Source organism: Deinococcus sp. LM3 (genome assembly GCF_002017875.1).
Classification (GTDB): domain Bacteria; phylum Deinococcota; class Deinococci; order Deinococcales; family Deinococcaceae; genus Deinococcus.
On record NZ_MUFV01000003.1, the window covers coordinates 139211 to 158068 of the forward strand.

Genomic DNA, 18858 nt, shown 5'->3' on the forward strand with positions numbered 1-18858 from the left:
GGGGAGAGGGGCGGGACAGAGGGGCCGACGGGCGGAAATCAGTGCGCGCGGCTTTCCACGGGCGCGGGGGGATTCAGGACCCTGGGAACGTTCGTGGCCAGGACGTACAGGCCCATCACGACCAGGAAGGACGCGAAGCCGCGTTTCAGGGCGTCGTTCGAGACGCTCTTGCCCAGGCGGGCGCCCAGGAAACTCCCGGCGACGCCGATGACGGTGAAGATCAGGATCAGGTTCCAGTGCACCGCGAGGTTCTGTTCCTGCAGCACCTGCACGTACTTGTAGAACCCGGCGAAACTCTTGGCGGCGATGATCAGCAGGCTGGTACCCACCGCGAGGCTCATGGGCAGGCCGCCCAGCAGCACCAGCGCCGGGATGATCAGGAACCCGCCGCCCACGCCGACCAGTCCGGTCAGGACGCCCACGCCCAGGCCCTCGGCGGCGATCTTCAGTGGTGAGCGGGCGTGCGCCGGCCCTTCACTGGCCCTGGCCGGGCGGAACATCATGACCGACGCCAGCAGCATCACGCCCGCGAACAGCAGCAGCTGCACGACGCCGCTCAGGTGCACGCTCAGGGCCGCGCCCAGGTACGTGCCGGTCACGCCGGGCACCCCGAAGTACCCCACGCTGCGCCAGTCGATCTGGCGTTTCAGGGCGTAGGGAATGGCCCCGAACAGGCTGATGCCGCCCACGATGGCGAGGCTCTCGGCAATGGCGAGCTTCTCGGGTTCGCCCACCAGATACACCAGGACCGGCACGGTCAGGATGCTGCCGCCCGAGCCGAGCAGCCCCAGGCTCAGGCCGATCAGGGCCGCGCCGATCCACGCGAGAATCACGGGCGGTCGCCGGTCGTCAGGGTCCGGCCCTCACGCTGCCAGCCGGCGGTGCCGCCCATCAGGTTCATCAGGCCGGGGTGGCCCAGCGCGCTCAGGTACCCGGCCGCCTGCGAGGAGCGGTTGCCGCTGGCGCAGATCAGGACCGCGCCGCCAGGCACCTCGGCCTCACGGCCCGGCAGCTCGGAGAGAGGAAGATTCACGGCGCCCGGAATGTGCCCGGCGCGGTACTCGTCGGCTTCGCGCACGTCGATCAGGGCGGCGCCCGCGCGGCGGCGGCTGTCCAGCTCGTTCGGGAAGAGGTCGGTGTAGGTCATCAGTTGGTTCCTTGGGGGGTGAGGCGGGGGTGTCGGCGCACGGCCCGGAGAAAGGGGCCGTGCCGACGCCGGTCGAACGGGCGGGCACCCGTTCAACCCGGACGGCTGCGAGAGCGGAGGGTTCAGGCGGAATCCGGTTCATACGGACTCCGATTGAATGGGCTGCAAAGCCCGTTCAATCCGAGCGGAGCGAGTGGGAGCAATACGGGTTCCGGACGTGGAGCTGGCAATCCGGTGAAGTTCCGGATTGTCGGCGAAACAAACGGAATCCGTATCAGACCGGGGAGACGGGCGGCGCCTGCTGCTCGCGGGCGTAGGCCTCGTAGCCGCCGGCCAGTTCGCTGACCCGGAAGCCCTGGGCGCGCAGGAGGCTGGCGGCGGCGGCGCTGCGCGCTCCGCCCTGGCAGTGCACGATGATCTCGCGGTCGCGCGGCAGGGTGCCCAGGTTCCAGGCAAGCCGTCCGGCGTGCAGCTGCTGCGCGCCGGGAATGGCGCCGGCCTGATGTTCGGTCCTGTTGCGCACGTCGAGGATCAGGGCGCCGGCGTGGCGGGGCAGTTCGGCGGCTGGGAAGGGCCGGGCGGGCGTGGTGTCCAGACCGTCGGGGCTGGTCACGTAGCCGGTCACGTCGTCCAGGCCGACCATCCACAGGCGGCGGCGCAGTGTGTCGGCGTGCGCGGCGTCGCGGGCCAGCAGGACGTAGGGGGTGTGTTCGGGGCGCAGCAGCCAGCCGGCCCAGGTCTCGAAGGTGTTGCCGTCCGGGATGTTCACGCTGCCCTGCGGCGCGGCGGCCTGATGCTCCTCCCTGGAGCGGGTGTCGATCAGGACGGCGCCGGCCGTCACGAGGGCGCGCAGTTCGTCCGGGCCGAGAGGCGCCAGCGGTGTGACCTCGCCCAGCAGGGCTGGGCCGGCCCGGTTCTGGGTTTTCATGCGGCCGTAGTACAGCGGCGCGTCGGGCTGGCCGCTGAGCAGCTCGGCCGTGAAGCCCTGCTCGTCGCCGGCCGCCACGTGGGGCGCCCACCAGGCCATGGCGCGCTCGTAGCCGACGGTGGTGGTGGGCACGGCCCCCAGCGCCTTGCCGCAGGCGCTGCCGGCGCCGTGGCCGGGCCAGACCTGCACGCCGTCGGGCAGGGTCAGGAACTGGTCGCGCAGGCTGGCGAACATCTGGCGCGCGCCGGTAAAGCGGGTGTCCTCGCCGCCAGCGGCCTCGTCGAGCAGGTCGGGGCGGCCGATGTCGCCCACGAACGTGAAGTCACCCGTGAAGTACATGACGGGCGTGTCGCCGCGCGGGGTGTCGGTCACGAGGAACGAGAGGCTTTCCGGGGTGTGGCCGGGCGTGTGCCGGACCTCGAGTCGCAGGTTGCCGACCATGAAGGTGTCGCCGTGCCGGAGCGGCTCGGCCTGGAAGCCGTAGGTCCAGTCGGGGCCACCCTCGGCGGAGAGCAGCAGTCGGGCGCCGGTGCGGGCGGCGAGTTCGCGGCTGCCCGAGAGGTAATCGGCGTGGATGTGGGTTTCGGTGACGTGCGTGACGCGCAGTTTCTCGCGGGCGGCGCGGTCGAGGTACGGCTGGACGTCGCGGATGGGGTCGATCACGAGGCATTCGCCGGTTTTCTGGCAGCCGATCATGTAGGACGCCTGCGCGAGGTCGGTGTTGTAGAAGCGTTCGAAGAACATGGGGGACCCTCCTTGGGCTGAAACTGACCTGAAGGTATACCCCCGTAGGGTATATTTCAAGGATTCTATCAGCTCTTATCGCGGTATCCGGGGTGCGTTATCAGCCCAGCCGATATCATGTCTGCGGCCATTCCCATGGTCAGGCAGGAGGCCACCCCACATGCGCGTGAACCCGGAACAGCTCGTCACCTTCAGCGTCGTGGCACAACTGGGCAGCGTGAGCCGCGCCGCGCAGGCCCTGAACCTCAGTCAGCCGGCTGTCAGCGGTCAGCTGCGCGCCCTTCAGGATCAGATCGGCCGCCCCCTGTACGTCCGCCGGGGCCGGGGCGTGACCCTCACCGAGGACGGCGAACGGCTGCTGCCGCACGCGCAGGCCATCGCCCGAACCCTGCACGAAGTGGGCGAGCAGATCACGGACCTGCGCCGCCGCCCCTTGACCCCCCTGCGCGTGGGCTTCTCATTCGCCCTGACCGGACTGGCCAGCGCCGCCGCGCGCCGCGCCCTGGACCTCGGACTGCACCTGCAGGCCGACACCCGCCCCGCCGCCGACCTCGCCCAGGGCGTCCGGGACGGCACCCTGGCCGCCGCGCTGCTCGTGACCTCGCCGCAGCGCACCCTGCCGGACCTCGACTTGCACCGTGTCGGCGAGGATCAGCTGCGGCTGGCCGTGGCCCCCGGCCACCCGCTCGCCCGGCAGGGTTACGTCGCCCCGCACGCCCTGCGCGGCGAGACGCTGCTGTGGCCCGCGCGCGGCTCCGGCGTCCGATTGCAGACTGAACGCATCCTGCAGGGCGTCGTGCCCGCCCACGGTCTGGAAGTCGGGAGCCTCTGGGCGGCGCTGGAGGGCGTGCGGCGCGGCGACGGCGTGGCCGTCCTGCCCGCCTCGTTCATGGCGCGCGACGTTCAGGACGGCCACGTGCGCTCGCTGGGCCTGGAAGCCCCCTCTGTGACGGTCCTGCACGTCCTGGTCACGCCGCCCGCCGCACTGCTGCCGTCCGCGACCGGCCGCCTGATCGGGCTGTTCGCCGCGCTGCGGTGACGCGGCGCACCCACGGCAGGGACGTGACGGGGCGCTGACAAACCGCTGGCAGACTCGGCGACATGAAGAAGCTTCTGACCATCGCAGCCGCTCTTGCCATGACCTCCGCCTCCGCCCAGGGCAGCGTGACGGGTGCCGGCGCGAGCTTCCCCTTCCCGCTGTACAGCAAGATGTTCGCCGAGTACAAGGGCGACACCGGCGTCACCGTCAACTACCAGAGCGTCGGCAGCGGCGCCGGCCAGAAACAGATCACCGAACGCACCGTCGACTTCGCCGGCAGCGACAACCCCATGAGCGACGAGTCCATGAAGGCCGCCCCCGCCAAACTCCTGCACATCCCCACCGCCATCGGCGCCGTCGTCCCTTCCTACAACCTCCCCGGCGTCACCACGCCCCTGAAGTTCACCGGTAAGGTCCTGGCCGACATCTACCTCGGCAAGATCAAGACCTGGAACGACAAGGCCATCGCCGCCCTGAACCCCGGCGTCAGCATTCCCCCGCTGCCCATCACGGTCGCGCGCCGCAGCGACGGGTCCGGCACGACCTTCGTGTTCAGCGACTACCTGAGCAAGGTCAGCACCGAGTGGAAGAGCAAGGTCGGCACCGGCAACAGCCTGAACTGGCCGGTCGGGACCGGGGCGCGCGGCAACGACGGCGTGGCCGGCGTGGTCAAGAGCACGCCCGGCGCGATCGGGTACGTGGAACTGGTGTACGCCAAGCAGAACAAACTGCCCTTCGGCAGCGTGCAGAACCGCGCCGGGAAGTTCGTGACGGCCGACAACGGCCCCGCCGCGCTGGCCGCCAAGGGCGTGGTCATGCCTGCCGACACCCGCGTGAGCATCACGAACAGCGCGAACCCTGATTCGTACCCGATTGCCAGCTTCACGTACGTGATCTTCTACCAGGAGCAGAAGTACGGGAACCGCACCCTGGCGCAGGCTCAGGCCCTGAAGAAACTGCTGACGTGGATGGTCACGACCGGCCAGAAGTACAACGAGCCGCTGGACTACTCGCAGCTGCCCAGCAACGCGGCCAGCAAGGCGAAGACCATCATCGCCAGCATGACCTTCGACGGCAAGAAATTCTGATCCGGGGGGTGCCTGTCCGGCCCCGGCCGGACCGCACCTGAACCCTGCACGCGGCGGCCCTCCCTGACCGGGGGAGGCCGCCGCGTGCTGTCGCGCCCCCAGGCCATCAGGCCCACCAGGCGGCTGGCCCAGCCGACACGCCTGACGCGGGGCTGACGAACGCCGTGTGAACTGATCGGCAAACGCCCCGGAGGGGTCACGAAACCATGAGCGAACCAACCCAGTCCCGCCCCACCCGACCGCCCACGCCGGCCTCACTGTCCAGTCGCAGTGACCGGCAGTTCGAGATCCTGATCCTGGCGCTCGCCTCGGTCATCGTGCTCGTGTTCGTGCTCAGCATCTACCTGCTGGGCAGCGAATCCTGGCCCGCCCTGCAACGCTTCGGACTGGAGTTCTTCACGCAGCGCACCTGGAACCCCGTCGAGGGTGTGTTCGGCGCGGTCGCCATGATCACCGGCACCCTGGTCACCAGCCTCGTGGCGCTCGCCATCAGCGTGCCGCTCGCCATTGCTAGCGCCCTGTTCGTTGCCGAGTACGCCCCGAAATGGCTGGCCAACCCGGTCGGGTACCTGATCGAACTGCTGGCCGCCGTGCCTAGCGTCGTGTACGGCCTGTGGGCGCTGTTCGTGATCGCCCCGATCCTGAGCCGCTGGGAACAGGGCTTCTTCCAGGACCCGGCCCGGCTGGCGCTGTACACCTCCTGCAAGAACCTCTGGGACAGCGGCTCGACGACCCTGCAGTGCTTCTTCGTGCCCAGCACCTTCGACGGGCGCGGGCTGGCGCTGGCAATCATCATCCTGACCGTCATGATCCTGCCGTACACCGCGTCGGTCGCGCGTGACGTGATCCGCCTCGTCCCGCAGGAGCAGCGCGAGGCCATGTACGCGCTGGGCGCCACCAAGTGGGAAGTCATCTCGCGCGCCATCCTGCCGTACGCCCGCGCCGGCATCATGGGCGGCGTGATCCTCGCGCTCGGCCGCGCGCTCGGCGAGACGCTGGCCGTCGCCATGGTCATCGGGGACAGCCAGGACGTCCTCAAGAGCCTCTTCGGCGGGGCCAGCACCATGGCCTCCGTGATTGCCAACCAGTTCGGTGACGCGCAGGAAGCCCTGCACCGCTCCTCGGTCGTCACGCTGGGCCTGACGCTGTTCTTCCTGAGTGTCATCGTGAACTACGTCGCGCGCCTGATCATCGGCCGCCTGACGCCCAAGGGGATCCAGTGACCTCGGCCCCCACCCGCGCGGCCGTCCCGGCCGGACGCACCCTGAGCCCCGCCCGGCGCATCCAGAACATGGTGATGGGCGGCCTGATCCTGCTCGCGACCCTGCTGGTCGTCGCACCCCTGATCCTGATCTTCTTCTACCTGATCCGCGAGGGTCTGGGCGCCATCAACGTGGACTTCTTCACCAAGGTGCCCGCCCCGGAAGGGGAGACGGGCGGCGGCCTCGCCAACGCCATCCTGGGCAGCGTCCAGATGCTCGCCATGGCCAGCGTGATCGGCGTGCTCGTCGGCGTGTCCGGCGGGATCTTCCTCTCCGAGTACCCCCGCCACCCGCTGATGCCGACCGTGCGCATGATCAGCGACGTGCTGGCCGGGATTCCCGCCATCGTGATGGGTCTGGTCGTGTACAGCCTGATCGTGCTGCAGTTCGGCTTCTCGGGCCTGGCCGGATCGCTGGCCCTGGGCTTCCTGATGATGCCCATCGTGGTCCGCACCACCGAGGAAGTCCTGAAACTCGTGCCGCTGACCGTCCGCGAGGCCGGACTGGCGCTGGGCCTGCCCAAGTGGCTGGTCACGCTGCGCATCGTCCTGCCGGCCGCCGCCGGGGGCATCGTGACCGGCGTGATGCTGGCCCTGGCCCGCGTGGCCGGTGAAGCCGCGCCGCTGCTGTTCACGGCCTTCGGGAACAGCGCGATCAACCTCGACCCCAGCAAACCCATGAGCGCCCTGCCGCTCGAGATCTACCGCGGCGCCACCAGCGCCTACGACGAGAACCAGCGCCTCGCCAAGGCCGGCGCGCTGCTGCTGATCACCCTGATCTTCCTGACCAGCCTGCTGGCCCGCCGCGCCAGCCGCCGCAAGTAACCTCCCCAGCCCGACAACCCAAGGAGCCCTGTCCATGACCCCCATCCTCAGTGCCAAGAACGTCAACATCTACTACGGCGACAAGCAGGCCGTCCGGGCCGTCGATCTCGACGTGCAGCGCGGCACCGTCAACGCCCTGATCGGCCCCAGCGGCTGCGGCAAGACCACCTTCCTGCGCGCCATCAACCGCATGCATGACCTCACGCCCGGCGCGCGCGTCGAGGGCACCATCCTGCTCGACGGGCAGGACGTGTACGGCAGCGGTGTGGACCCCGTGAACATGCGCCGCCGCGTCGGGATGGTCTTCCAGAAACCCAACCCCTTCCCCACCATGAGCGTGTTCGACAACGTCGTGTCCGGCCTGAAACTCGCCGGCATCCGCGACCAGAAACGCCTGATGGAAATCGCCGAACGCTCCCTGCGCGGCGCGGCCCTCTGGGAGGAAGTCAAGGACCGCCTCAAGACCCCCGCGACCGGCCTGTCCGGCGGGCAACAGCAGCGCCTGTGCATCGCCCGCGCGCTGGCCGTCGAACCGGAAATCCTGCTGATGGACGAACCCACCAGCGCCCTGGACCCCGCCAGCACCGCCAAGATCGAGGACCTGATGAGCGACCTGAAGAAGGTCACGACCATCGTGATCGTCACGCACAACATGCACCAGGCGGCCCGCGTGAGCGACACCACCAGCTTCTTCCTGAACGGCGACCTCGTCGAGCACGGCGTGACCGACCAGATCTTCACCAGCCCGCGCGACGAACGCACCGAGGCGTACGTCACCGGCCGCTTCGGCTGAGCGCCGTGACCGTCCGCCTCGACGAGCAACTGGGAGCCGTGCGCGGCCACTTCCTGAGCATGCAGGACCACCTCGTCGCCCAGTTGCGGCGACTGGGCGACCCCGGCCGGGACCCCGCGCAGCTGATCCAGGACGTGCAGGCCCTGGACCGTCAGATCGACGAGGCCGAACGCGCCGCCGTGCAGGGCGTCCTGCGGCTGCTGGCCCTGCAGGCGCCGGTCGCGCGGGACCTGCGCCTGACCGTGCTGATCCTCCAGAGCACCCCGGACCTGGAACGCGCCGGCGACTACGCCCGGCACCTGTCACGCACCCCGGACGTGACCGGCACCGAGGGCCGCCTCGTCCTGGGCGACCTGACCCTGATGGCCGCCACGCTGCGCGCGGCCAGCCTGCCCGGCGACGCCGCGCTGGCCGCGCAGGTGCGGGAACTCGACGCCCGCGTGGACGCCCGCTTCGAGGCGGCGACCGCCGACCTGATCGCCCGGCCCGGCGGTCCCGGCGCGCTGGCTGCGGCCGCGTGGTGGCGCAGCGCCGAGCGGCTGGGCGACCACCTAAAGAACGTTGCCACGCGTCTGGAAACCCTGTACGCCTGAGCGGAACTGACGGTCCACGCTGATTCTCAGGTCTTTCACACCTGACCTTGAGCGGAAATTCAGGTTCTGGCCTGTCGCCCAACAGTCGGGAACTCCGGGCATCAGAATCCCGTAAGGATCGGTGGTGCCAGCACGAAGAGGCACCGCACGGTCCGGCCGGACATGTGCCGCGCCTGCCCGCTTCATCCGGAGCGCGGCCCTGTACACTCGGGAGGCATCCCGCTCCCCAGGCAACAGTCCGCGAACACCCCATTCCCATTCACGCGCCCGCCGACGCGGGCCGCACCCAGGAGGACAGCATGGCCGTATCACTTTCCAAAGGCGGTAACGTTTCACTTTCCAAGGAAGCTCCGGGCCTCACCGCCATCACCATCGGCCTGGGCTGGGATCCCCGCGCCACCGATGGTCAGGCCTTCGACCTCGACGGCACGGTGTTCCTGCTGAACGCCAGCGGCAAGGTCCGCAGCGACAGCGACTTCATCTTCTACAACAACAAGACCAGCAGCGACGGCAGCGTCACGCACGCCGGTGACAACACCACCGGCCAGGGCGACGGCGACGACGAGACCGTCGAAGTGAACCTCGCGGGCGTGCCCGCCGACGTGGATAAGATCGCCGTGTGCGTCACCATCCACGAGGCCGAGACGCGCGGCCAGAACTTCGGTCAGGTCAGCAAGGCGTACATCCGCATCATGAACAAGGCCGGCGGCGCCGAGATCGCCCGCTACGACCTGTCCGAGGACGCCAGCACCGACACCGCCATGATCTTCGGCGAGGTCTACCGCAACGGCGCCGACTGGAAGTTCCGCGCGGTCGGTCAGGGCTACGCCGGGGGCCTCGCGCCGCTGGCACGCAACTTCGGCGTGAACGTCTGAAGCCCACCTGAACGCCGGGCGGGGCGCACCCTGGCAAGCAGGCACGCCCCGGCCCGTTCAGGCACCGGCCCGCGCCGTCCATCCACACCACCCCCGGAGGGAGGGCCGCACCCGCTGGCCCGCCCTCCTTTCCTTGCCCCCGGAGACCCGCCGATGCTGACCTTCCAGACGGGCCAGAAAGCCCGCCTCGCCGACCTGGGCACCGCGACCACGCTGAGCGTCACGGCCCGCGTGACCGGCCCCGCCCCGGAATACGACCTGATCCTGTTCGGCCTGGACGCCCAGGACCGCCTGAGCGACGACCGGTACATGATCTTCTACAACCAGCCCCGCTCGCCCGAGGGCGCGCTGAGCGTGCAGAGCGGCGCGCGCGGCGAGAAGACCTTCACGGCCGACCTGGGCGCGCTGCCCGCCAGCGTCCGCCGCCTGAGTCTGGCCGCCACGGTGGACGGCGGCGCGACCTTCGCGCAGATCGACCACGCCGAGGTGACGCTGCACCTGGGCGGCGCGCCGGTCGCCACGTACCGCGTGACCGGCCGGGACTTCCAGGCGCAGCGGGCCGTGATGCTGCTCGACGTGTACCACAAGGACGTCTGGCGCGTCTGGGCGGTCGGGCAGGGCTTCAACGGCGGCCTGGACGCCCTGGTCCGGCACTACGGCGGCGAGGTGGCCGACACGCCCGCCGCGCGCCCACCCACGCCAGCTCCGGCCCAGGCTCCCACGCCTGCTCCCGCTCCCACGCCGGCCGCCGCGCCGACTCCGGCGCCGGGTGGCCTGAACTTCAACCGCGAGCGGCCCCGCGCCGAACCCGCGCCCCCCGCCCCGCCGCCGGCCGCGCCGGTCAGCCTGCAGAAGATCACGCTGGATAAACCCGGCCAGAGCACCCGCCTGTCCCTGCGCAAGGGCGGCGGCAGCGACCCCATCCGCGTGAACCTCAACTGGAACAGGGGCGGCGGGTTCCTGCGGGCCAGCACCGACCTGGACCTGGGCTGCATGTACGTGCTGAACAACGGCGAGCGCGGGGTCATCCAGGCGCTCGGGAACCGCTTCGGCTCCGAGCGGCTCGAGCCGTTCATCCTGCTGGACAAGGACGACCGGACGGGCGCGGCCAGCGACGGCGAGAACCTCACCATCCACCGCCCGGACCTGATTCACACGGTCCTGATCTTCGCGTTCATCTACGAGGGCACCAGCGACTTCACCCGCGTGGGCGGCCGGCTGACCATGAAAGACCCGCGCGGGAACGAGATCAGCGTGAACCTCAGCAACCCGGACATCCGCCGCACCTTCTGCGCCATCGCGCAGATCGAGAATCACGGAGGCGAAATCCAGATCACCAAGGAAGAACGCTACTTCACCGGACACAAGGACTGCGATGAGCACTACGGCTTCGGTTTCCAGTGGTCGGCGGGCAGCAAATGACGGCCCTACAGGCAGGGCAGCGCGTGCCCCTGGCAGACCTGAACCTGGACCCGGCGGCGCTGGACGTGCAGGTTCACTGCACGCTGACCGGCACCGACGTGACCGCCTTCGGCCTTCAGGACGGGCGACTGGCCGACGACCGTTACATGGTCTTCTACAACCAGCCCGCCAGCCCCGAGGGTGCGCTGCGCCTGACCGGGCAGGGGGAACGTACCGCCTTCACGCTGAACCTGAACTCCCTGCCCGCCAGTGTCACCGAGGTCGTGCTGGCCGCCACACACGACACTCAACCGGTGGCGCAGGCGGGCACGCTGGCCGTCACGGTGGGTGGTGCGGGAGCCGGTGGCGCGACCTTCGACGTGAAACCGCACCTGCGCGCCGAGAAGGCCGTCATGCTGGTGCGCCTGTACCGGCACGGCGGCGCGTGGAGGCTGGCGACGGTCGCGCAGGGCTTCGACGGTGGCCTGGACGCCCTGGTCCGGCATTTCGGTGGCGAGGTGGCCGCCGACAGCCCCGCCCCGATCCCGCCCGCACCCGCCGCGCCCGTGAATCTCCGCAAGGAGCGTCAGCGGGTGCTGCTGGAAAAAGCGGCGGTCACGCAGCCGCACCTGGTCAACCTGATCAAGACCGCGAACGTCAGCCTGGAAAAACGCGGGCTGGGCGAGGCGCTGTACCGCGTGAACCTCGTGCTGGACATCAGCGGCAGCATGAGCCGCGAGTACCGCAGCGGGGCCGTGCAGGACCTCGCCGAACGCGCCCTGGCCCTCGCCGCCCGCCTCGACGACGACGGGCAGGTGGACGTGTACCTGTTCGGCATCAAGGCCCACCGCGCCGGGAGCCTCTCACTGGACAACGCGCGCGGCTTCGTGGACCGCCTGAACGTGAAACTGGAGGCCGGCACGCACTACAGTCCGGTCATGCAGTTCGTCCGCGAGGACGCCCGCGCCGCCGGGCACGACCTGCCCACGCTGGTGCTGTTCATCACGGACGGCGGCAGCAGCAACCGCGACGCCGTGATCCGCCAGATGACCGACTCGTCCCGCGAACCGATCTTCTGGAAGTTCATGGGGATCGACCAGGGCGGCGTGAACTTCGACTTCCTGGAGAAACTCGACGACCTGCGCGGCCGTACGGTCGACAACGCCGACTTCTTCAGCGTCCCGGCGCCCATCACCACCCCCGACCCTCAGCTGTTCGACCTGCTGGTGAATGAACTCGACAGCTGGCAGCGGGCCGCCCGCACCGCCGGCATCCTGCGCTGACCCGGCCGGCCCTGACCGGGCCTGTGCGGACCGGGCGCACCTGCCCGCCAGGACACGCGGCGCATCCGGTAGATTCACCCTGACCGCCCCCTCTCCCACATTCCCCCCTATCAAGGAGTACCGACATGCCCATCTCACTGCAAAAAGGCCAGCAGATCAGCCTCGCCAAGGAAGCCGGACCCAGCCTCCAGACCGTCCGCATGGGTCTGGGCTGGGACGCCATCAAGAAGAAGGGCTTCCTGGGCTTCGGCGGCGGCAGCGTCGACGTGGACCTCGACGCGAACGCCCTGATGTTCGACGGGTCCGGCCAGCTGGTCGACGCCGTGTGGTTCCGCCAGTTGCAGAGCAAGGACGGCAGCGTCCGCCACAGCGGCGACAACCGCACCGGCGCTGGTGACGGCGACGACGAGACCATCACCGTGGATCTGACCCGCGTGCCTGCCAGCGTGCAGACCGTGGTGTTCAGCGTCAACAACTACACTGGCCAGAACTTCAGTCAGGTCGACAACGCCTACTGCCGCCTCGTGAACACCCAGGGCGACCAGGAAATCGCGCGCTTCAACCTCAGCGTGCAGGGCGACCACACCGCCATGATCCTCGCCAGCCTCAAGCGCAACGGCAACGACTGGACCATGACCGCCATCGGCACCCCCTCGCGCGGGCGCACGTACACCGACAACCTGCCCGACATCCGCCCCCACCTGTAACCCCTGCTTCCTTCTGGCCGGGCGCCGCGAGTTGCATCGCGTCGCGCCACCGCAGAAGCCACACGGGGGTCCGGGTCGGTCACGTACCACACGGACCCCAGATCACGCAAAGGACGGTACCCTCATGGCTCTTTCCCTTCAGAAAGGCGGCAACATCTCCCTGAGCAAGCAGGACGCCAACCTGCAACGCATTCTCGTGGGCCTCGGCTGGGACCCGCGCAACACCGACGGACAGGCCTTCGACCTGGATGCCAGCGCCTTCCTGCTGACCGCCGGCGGGCGCGTGCGCGGCGACCACGACTTCATCTTCTACAACCAGCTGCGCAGCGCCGAGGGCAGCGTCGAGCACACCGGCGACAACCGCACGGGCGTCGGCGACGGTGACGACGAGAGCGTCCGCGTGGACCTCACCAAAGTCCCGGCCGAGATCGAGAAGATCGCCGTGGCCGTCACCATCGACCAGGCCGACGCGCGCCGCCAGAACTTCGGGCAGGTGGGCGGCGCGTTCATCCGCATCCTGAACGAGGACAACGGCCAGGAACTCACCCGCTACGACCTCGGCGAGGACTTCAGCACCGAGACCGCCGTCATCTTCGGCGAGATCTACCGCCACGGCGGCGAATGGAAATTCCGCGCGGTCGGTCAGGGCTTCGCCGGCGGCCTGGGCCCGATGGCCCGCAACTACGGCGTGAACGTCTGAACCCGGACGCGGTCCACGTCCGCCACCCGCTCTGCCGCGCAACACACCGGAACCTTACGAGACCGGAACCCTGCCGCTGACGGTCACGCAGTATGCTGACCTGACCTCCGGCCGGCCGTGAATGCTCACGACCCCGGCCGGAATCGTCTGATCCGCCCTTTCCGCCCGCTTTCGGGGGCCGCACCCGCGTGGTGCGCGCCCCGACAGGAGTTCAACAGGTCATGAAAACCATTCGTGAGTTCTTCGGTTTCTCCATTCTCGTCACCGTCGTGTGCCTCGTGGTCGCGGCGTGGGACGGATACGTCCGCGGGGGCAGTACCTGGACGGCCCTCGCCAACGCCCTGATCATCGCCGTGCTGCTGGGCGTCCTTGAAGTCAGCCTGTCGTTCGACAACGCCGTCGTGAACGCCAGCGTCCTGCGCACCATGAGCGAGAAGTGGCAGCGCCGCTTCCTGACCTGGGGCATCCTGATCGCCGTGTTCGGCATGCGCTTCATCTTCCCGATCGTGATCGTGGCCGCGACCTCGGGTCTGGGCATGATCGAGGTCGTCCGCGCCGCCTTCGGTGAGCCCGAATTCTACGCCCAGCAGCTGGAGAAAGCGCACGTGTCCATCAGCGCCTTCGGCGGCGCGTTCCTGATGATGGTGTTCCTGAAGTACTTCATGGACCCCGACAAGGAAGAGCACTGGCTCAAGCGGACCGAGGGTGCCCTGGCCCGCATCGGGAAACTGGACACCGTGCAGGCCGTGATCGTCGGCACGCTGCTGCTGGTCATCACGCAGTACTTCGTGGCCCCCGAGGAGAAACTCCAGGCCCTGAGCGCCGGGTTCATCGGCCTGCTGGTCTATCTCGTCATGGACGCCATCGGCAACCTGTTCGAGGCGGACAACGTGACCGCCAAGGCCGGCGCGGCGGGCTTCAGCGCCTTCATGTACCTGGAAATCCTGGACGCCAGTTTCAGCCTCGACGGCGTGATCGGCGCGTTCGCCCTGACGACCGACATCGTGCTGATCGCCGCCGGTCTGACCATCGGCGCGATTTTCGTGCGTTCGCTGACCATCATGATGGTCAAGAAAGGCACCCTGGAAGCCTACCGGTTCCTGGAACACGGCGCGCACTACGGCATCGGCGCGCTGGCGATCATCATGCTGATCAGCATGAACCGCAACGTGCACATCCCCGAAGTCATCACGGGCCTGATCGGCGCGGGCTTCATCGTGGTGGCCGTGATTGCCAGCCTCCGCGCGAACAAACGCGACCTGCCCGCCTGACCCCTCCCCGCCCACCCGGCCGGCACTCCCCTGTGGGTGCCGGTTTTTGCGTCTGCGCGGCTGGGCTATAGTGGGCGCAGAGGTGAACCCGCGTGAGCGACCAGAACGAACCCAGCCTGATCAGCGCCGTGCAGGCCTGGCAGGCCACGCAACTCACCCAGGAAGAAGTCGTGACGCGCTTCACGTCACTGCCCCGCGACGAGGGCCACGTGGTCCGTCAGGCGATCACGGACCTCCTGGCTCTTCCTGAGGTCACCGCCACGGCGGCCGCCCCCAGCGCCGGCTCCGCCGCGCCCACCACCGACGCGTGGCGGGCCGAACTGATGGCCGGCCGCGCCCGCGCCTGGAACTCACCCGACCCGGCCGGGCTGCTCGTCGGCCCGACCGTCCTGATCCTGACAGACGGACAGCGCGGCGTCGTCATCAGCGCCGCCGGCACCCGCGCCCTGACCGGCAGCGTCAGCGCGTCCCTGCTGCTACTGTGCCAGACCATCGTGATGGCCCAGAACGCCCTGAACGAACGCGAGATGGGCACCCTGCGCCAGCAGCGCATCGAATCCGCCTCCACGTCCATGTCCGAGATCGACATCATCTCCTGAGCGCCGCGCTCAACAGGTCAACTGTACGTCCGTCACCTGCACCAGCAGGTCCGGAGCGGTGCAGATGAATTCCAGACTGGAGCCGCTGCCCGGACCTTCCATCCGGTACCACTGTCCTGCCTGAAGCGGTGGAGGCGGCGCGGCGCGGCTCTGATCGTCGCTGAGCAGGCCCGGACGCAACAGGTCCGGGCCGGACTGTCCCGGCAGATGAACGCGCACGGCGACCGGTACCTCACTGCCCAGTTCACGGGGGACACTGATCCGGAAGTCCAGTGACCAGCGCCACACGGCATCCGGGATCGAGTGCTCCGGTCCGTCAGGGGGTCCGGAGGGTGCCGGGAAGGTCAGGGCCACGGTGGGCGCGGCGCGGTCTGATAGCCCCAGGCGCATGAGGGTCAGTAGCGGACCGCGCTGCAGCAGCCGGAATCCGCAGCCGAGCAGGTGCGCGCTTTCCGGTTCGAGCAGGCTATCCGGCGCAGCGCCGGACTCCTGGATGCATGCTCCGGTGGGCGTCGCGCAGGGGCCGCTGCTGATCCGGACAGGCCACAGCTGTCCGCCCGGAGCGTAGCGGATGGGTATGCCGAACGCGGTCCGCAGGCGTCGGCGCACCTCACCGTCCAGGAGACCGGCCAGGGCGGCGCGCTGCTGTTCACTGCTGAAATCCAGTGGTTGCTCTCCGTCGAGTGCCCGCACGATCACGCCGCTAGCTGCCACGGTCAGCTGGGCAGGGACCCTTTCCAGAATGCCGGATCTCAGGCCGATGCGTAGCAGCGTGCGGATCTCGGCGGCGGTCACGCCGTCTTCCGCGAGGATCTGCACCGCCTGCGGTTCCGTGAATGGTCTGCTCAGCCCGGCCAGTCGGGCGTAATGGCGGGGTTCGTGCCCGGTGGCGGCGTGCACGTCACTGAGCAACAGGTGCAGCAAGGGCGGACTGAACCGGACCCGGCGGCTCACGCCGCTCGCCTCGGCCGCAAGAAACGGGATGGCCGGCAACCAGCCCTCAGATTGCCGCAGGATCTCCAGGTGATTGGCGTCAGGGGCGCTGCACATGGAGGCGACGGCGTCACTGGACAATTCGGCCGCCGGGACGCTGCTGACCCGGCCGATCCCGACATGTTGCCCGAACAGCTGCCGGATGCTGCCCTCCGCGGAAGGACGGGCGACTGCGACGATCAGTAGCTGCAGCGGCCAGTTCAGCATGAATTCCAGCATGGGGGCCGTCTCGGCGTTCAGGGCCTCCGCCCCAGTCAGGATCAGCGCGACCGGATTCCGCCAGCGCATCAGCAGCTGGCAGAGTTTCAGCTGATCGTACTCGTCGTTGCCGAGACTGCCGAGCAGCGCGTCGGTCTGCTCCTGCAGGTCTGGCGGAAGCTGCAGCCGCAGTTGCAGCAGTAACGAGGCCAGCAGGTGGCGGGGGCTGCGGCTGGCCGTGACAGCCAGGTGTCGCCAGCCGGCGTCGGTCAGCACCGCCGAGACTGTGTCCTGCCGTCCGCTGGCGTGGCGTCCGGTGTAGATCAGCAGGTGCGGTTGCCGCTGCGCGAGCGACAGGGCCATCTGAATCGGAGCGGCCACGGCTGCCGCTGTCCACGGCAGGGCCCGTTCCGTTCCGGCCCGGCCGGTCACATTCAGGCCCAGCTGCGCAGCCCGCGTCTGGATCAGGGCGGCGTTGCTGGGCGCGCGGCCCGACTCGATGTCGAAGCGGCGCTGCAGGGCCGCTTCGATCCGGTCGGCGATTTCCTGACGTTGCTGCCCCAGCCAGAGGGTCAGGCCGGCGTTGCCTGGCTCGTCCAGGCCGTCGAGGACACGTTCGCCAAGCGACCCCAGCCAGGTGGAGAGATCCTGATCGAGTTGCTGTTCCCAGGCGTCGAGGTCGGTGGTGGCCTGCGCACTCAGCAGTGGCGCGCGGCTGGGACCCAGATCCACCCCCATCCGGCGCAGGTTCGAGAGTTCCACGCGCAGGTTCTGTAACGCCATCTCCTGCGGCCACAGCAGGGGGGCGCAGGTTTCGCGGTGCTGCGGGCGGCCACTCAGGACCAGGAAGGCGATCAGCCGCAGCCCCTTGCGGGAGGCGTGCAGGGTGCGGCCGGCGAGTTCGACGTTGACGGTGCCCAGCAGATTGAGCCTCAGTGTGCCTCACCTCCGCAGCTAGCAGTGGGATGAGCGTAATTTATGTGCTCCGACCCGTTCATCGTAACTTTTTCACGTTCTGGGCGGTTAATCAGGGCGTTCATGAATCCCGGTTCATGCGGCGTTCATACGGACATTCAGACATCCTGGCACGGGATGACGTGAATTTCACATCCTGTTAACGTCCGGATTTATGTTGTGCTGGTGGGTAAAAATTGACCACGCGCCTCACCGGTCCTACAGTGCAGTCAGTTCAGATCGCCGCGTCGCAGAACGTTTTCGGAACAGCTTCCCAGGGGAGGTTGGGCGTTCCCGTTGATCCCGCTGCGTCGGTCAGGACAGAAGGAAGGAAACCATGAAAAAGTTCCTGTTGATGATGGCCGCTCTTAATCTTGGCGCCTCTAGTGCTCTGGCGGCCGGTCAGTCCGCCTCCGTCACGCTCTCGCCGACCGCTACGGTAACGAATGTCTGCGCCACCATGAACGGCACGGTGGACCTGAACGGTATCAACGAGGTCATTCCCGGGTACCCCACCATGGATTACAACGCCTTGGACGGTGACGGCGGAGGCGTCGAAACTCCGTTCGTCCAATTCTGGTGCACGGCGGGCACGTCCCTGAGCATGGCGATCGCTGCCTCGGGTGCCGGCTCCGACAGTCAGGCGGCCATGACGTTCTCCAACTCTGTGACTACCACCTATAGCGGTGACATCTTCCTGAATGGCACCGGTTCGAACCTGTTGAAAGCCAAGTACAGGGTCACCATCAACCCGAATGCCTCCAGCGGTGCTCTCACCTCACCCGACAAGTACAAGGGCAAGGTCAAGTTTACCGCGCCCGACGGCCAGTGGGGCGTTCCGGCCGGCACGTACTCCGGCACACTCGCCATGACCATCTCGTACAACTGAGCCTGCCGTGAAATGGCCGGGTCGCCGTGGTGCGACCCCGGCCATTTCCTGCCACAGGCCCCGCGCCCACGCGCAGGAGGACCCCGCATGAACCGCACCGCCCTACCGGTACTGACCGCACTGCTGCTGAACGTGCAGGCGGGCGCCCTCTGCGCCGTGCAGGCCGCCGCGGCAGACCTGCCGGACTTCACGGCCGCCTCGTCCTGGCGCGGCACCCTGCGGTTCACGGTGCGCTGCGACCGACCGGACGAGGCTTACGACCTGCGACTGGTAACCGGTACCGGCCTCCTGAGCGCCGACGGGCCGCACCTGCAACTTCCCCTGACTGATCCGGACGGCCACGCCCTGAACATTCGCATCCTGAACGCCGCTTCACTGGCCGAGCAGACCTGGAGCGGCAACCGCTCGTTCGCCTTCATACTGACGGCAGCTGCCCAGGAATGGATGCGTGCCGGCACGTACGCCGCGCCGTTGGTTCTGGAGTTGCAGGCCGTAACGCAGGACGAACGGACCTCTCGCGCCTCTGTGATAGCCCCCAGCCCCCGCCAACCCGAAGGATTCAGGTGATGA

The 18858-nt window shown here is 68.7% G+C and carries 19 protein-coding genes; 15 read left to right on the forward strand and 4 right to left on the reverse strand.

The window, feature by feature from the left end; all coding sequences use genetic code 11:
• Positions 1–38: 38 nt before the first annotated feature.
• From BXU09_RS16620 to BXU09_RS16630, 3 genes are all read right to left on the reverse strand, one after another.
• A complete protein-coding gene (locus BXU09_RS16620) occupies positions 39–833 on the reverse strand; it encodes a sulfite exporter TauE/SafE family protein (protein ID WP_078305460.1) in 795 nt (264 codons plus the stop codon).
• Positions 830–1147, reverse strand: a complete 318-nt coding sequence (locus BXU09_RS16625; protein ID WP_078305461.1) for a rhodanese-like domain-containing protein — start codon at positions 1145–1147, stop codon at positions 830–832. Before BXU09_RS16625 ends, BXU09_RS16620 begins: the two co-directional genes overlap by 4 nt.
• Positions 1148–1421: 274 nt before the next feature.
• The gene (locus BXU09_RS16630) at positions 1422–2819 is read right to left on the reverse strand and encodes an MBL fold metallo-hydrolase (RefSeq protein ID WP_078305462.1); all 1398 of its coding nucleotides are present in this window, start codon (positions 2817–2819) and stop codon (positions 1422–1424) included.
• Positions 2820–2979: 160 nt separating this feature from the next.
• On the opposite strand from BXU09_RS16630, the gene BXU09_RS16635 reads away from it, so the two are divergent.
• The 13 genes from BXU09_RS16635 (at position 2980) to BXU09_RS16695 (ending at position 15254) form a co-directional block, all read left to right on the forward strand.
• Positions 2980–3858 carry a LysR family transcriptional regulator gene (locus BXU09_RS16635; RefSeq protein WP_168174649.1) on the forward strand — a complete coding sequence of 293 codons (879 nt, stop codon included), beginning with the start codon at positions 2980–2982 and terminating at the stop codon, positions 3856–3858.
• Between the two features lie 62 nt (positions 3859–3920).
• A complete protein-coding gene (gene pstS / locus BXU09_RS16640) occupies positions 3921–4946 on the forward strand; it encodes a phosphate ABC transporter substrate-binding protein PstS (RefSeq protein ID WP_078305464.1) in 1026 nt (341 codons plus the stop codon).
• Between the two features lie 206 nt (positions 4947–5152).
• Positions 5153–6169, forward strand: a complete 1017-nt coding sequence (gene pstC, locus BXU09_RS16645) for a phosphate ABC transporter permease subunit PstC (RefSeq protein ID WP_055363658.1) — start codon at positions 5153–5155, stop codon at positions 6167–6169.
• A gap of 68 nt (positions 6170–6237) precedes the next feature.
• A complete protein-coding gene (gene pstA, locus BXU09_RS16650; protein ID WP_078305570.1) occupies positions 6238–7032 on the forward strand; it encodes a phosphate ABC transporter permease PstA in 795 nt (264 codons plus the stop codon).
• A gap of 34 nt (positions 7033–7066) precedes the next feature.
• Positions 7067–7825, forward strand: coding sequence for a phosphate ABC transporter ATP-binding protein PstB (pstB, locus tag BXU09_RS16655; protein ID WP_088249445.1), 759 nt, complete (start codon positions 7067–7069; stop codon positions 7823–7825).
• A 5-nt stretch (positions 7826–7830) separates the two neighbouring features.
• Positions 7831–8418 (forward strand): PhoU domain-containing protein, encoded by a 588-nt coding sequence (locus BXU09_RS16660; RefSeq protein ID WP_230284942.1) that lies wholly within the window; start codon positions 7831–7833, stop codon positions 8416–8418.
• A 299-nt stretch (positions 8419–8717) separates the two neighbouring features.
• Entirely contained in the window at positions 8718–9293 is a 576-nt protein-coding gene (locus BXU09_RS16665) for a TerD family protein (RefSeq protein WP_078305465.1), read from the forward strand.
• A gap of 153 nt (positions 9294–9446) precedes the next feature.
• Positions 9447–10715, forward strand: a complete 1269-nt coding sequence (locus BXU09_RS16670) for a TerD family protein (protein ID WP_078305466.1) — start codon at positions 9447–9449, stop codon at positions 10713–10715.
• Positions 10712–11977, forward strand: coding sequence for a VWA domain-containing protein (locus BXU09_RS16675; RefSeq protein ID WP_078305572.1), 1266 nt, complete (start codon positions 10712–10714; stop codon positions 11975–11977). Before BXU09_RS16670 ends, BXU09_RS16675 begins: the two co-directional genes overlap by 4 nt.
• Positions 11978–12102: 125 nt before the next feature.
• Positions 12103–12684: a TerD family protein gene (locus BXU09_RS16680; protein ID WP_078305467.1), complete on the forward strand. Its 582-nt coding sequence runs from the start codon at positions 12103–12105 to the stop codon at positions 12682–12684.
• Positions 12685–12808: 124 nt separating this feature from the next.
• Positions 12809–13384 (forward strand): TerD family protein, encoded by a 576-nt coding sequence (locus tag BXU09_RS16685; RefSeq protein ID WP_078305468.1) that lies wholly within the window; start codon positions 12809–12811, stop codon positions 13382–13384.
• A 221-nt stretch (positions 13385–13605) separates the two neighbouring features.
• Complete coding sequence (locus tag BXU09_RS16690; RefSeq protein WP_078305469.1) at positions 13606–14655, forward strand: DUF475 domain-containing protein; 1050 nt, start codon at positions 13606–13608, stop codon at positions 14653–14655.
• A 92-nt stretch (positions 14656–14747) separates the two neighbouring features.
• A complete protein-coding gene (locus BXU09_RS16695; RefSeq protein ID WP_078305470.1) occupies positions 14748–15254 on the forward strand; it encodes a hypothetical protein in 507 nt (168 codons plus the stop codon).
• Positions 15255–15263: 9 nt separating this feature from the next.
• On the opposite strand, the gene BXU09_RS16700 is transcribed toward BXU09_RS16695, so the two are convergent.
• Positions 15264–17228 (reverse strand): hypothetical protein, encoded by a 1965-nt coding sequence (locus BXU09_RS16700; protein ID WP_078305471.1) that lies wholly within the window; start codon positions 17226–17228, stop codon positions 15264–15266.
• A gap of 508 nt (positions 17229–17736) precedes the next feature.
• Here BXU09_RS16700 and BXU09_RS16705 point away from each other — a divergent pair.
• The gene (locus BXU09_RS16705; RefSeq protein WP_078305472.1) at positions 17737–18288 is read left to right on the forward strand and encodes a hypothetical protein; all 552 of its coding nucleotides are present in this window, start codon (positions 17737–17739) and stop codon (positions 18286–18288) included.
• Between the two features lie 87 nt (positions 18289–18375).
• Positions 18376–18855 (forward strand): hypothetical protein, encoded by a 480-nt coding sequence (locus tag BXU09_RS21030; protein WP_078305473.1) that lies wholly within the window; start codon positions 18376–18378, stop codon positions 18853–18855.
• Positions 18856–18858 lie beyond the last annotated feature (3 nt).